The organism is Thalassobacterium maritimum (assembly GCF_031127805.1).
Lineage (GTDB): Bacteria > Verrucomicrobiota > Verrucomicrobiia > Opitutales > Coraliomargaritaceae > Thalassobacterium > Thalassobacterium maritimum.
The window spans coordinates 1-600 of sequence record NZ_JARXHW010000206.1 but is presented as its reverse complement, the minus strand read 5'-3'; the positions used below and the strand labels follow the sequence as shown (position 1 = coordinate 600).

Annotated in this window: 1 protein-coding gene; it reads right to left on the bottom strand. The window is 54.7% G+C overall.

The genetic code is table 11. The annotated features are described in order from the left end of the window. Window positions 1-600 (bottom strand): hypothetical protein (locus tag QEH52_RS20920; RefSeq protein WP_308952742.1); only part of this gene is annotated, 600 nt, incomplete at both ends.

Below are 600 nucleotides of genomic sequence, written 5' to 3'. Positions count from 1 at the left end.
TGTCCGGTCCTTGGAAGGCTCACCCAGACCCAAGGCTTATGTTGCTGCCGACCTTGATAAAAATAAGAAAAGCTGGGGTACCAGCGTCCGCCATCATGCTCGCCACATGCCACGATCCCCGGGGGATTCGCCTCACTGATTTGCGGCGAATCCCAGAATTGAGCTGAATATGCGGCCCACGCGATGACACGCTCTGGCACCCACTCGACAAAGCGGCTGGTAAACTGCGCGCCACCTGAAAAGCCATAAATCAGAATGGGCAGATCGCGACCGTAAGTCGTACGAACCGCATCCAGCAGGGCTTTGCCTGAACCTTGCTCCGGCCAGTAATACCCTTCACGCGCTTCACCATACATTTGCTCCGACCTCGATTTAAAAGCGAGCGCGATGACACCCAAACGATTGTCCTCCGCAAAATCCATCCATGAGGATTCCTTTAGAAAGAACGCCCCATCTCCGTTCATGCCAGGACAGAGCACTAATACCGCCCGCTCGTCACCTCGCACCTCAGCCGCATGCCAGCCATAGGTATCCGCACTGAGCACGCTTGCACTCAGAGCAAGTAGTGAGCAAAGGAATATGCGGATGAGTTTCATACTT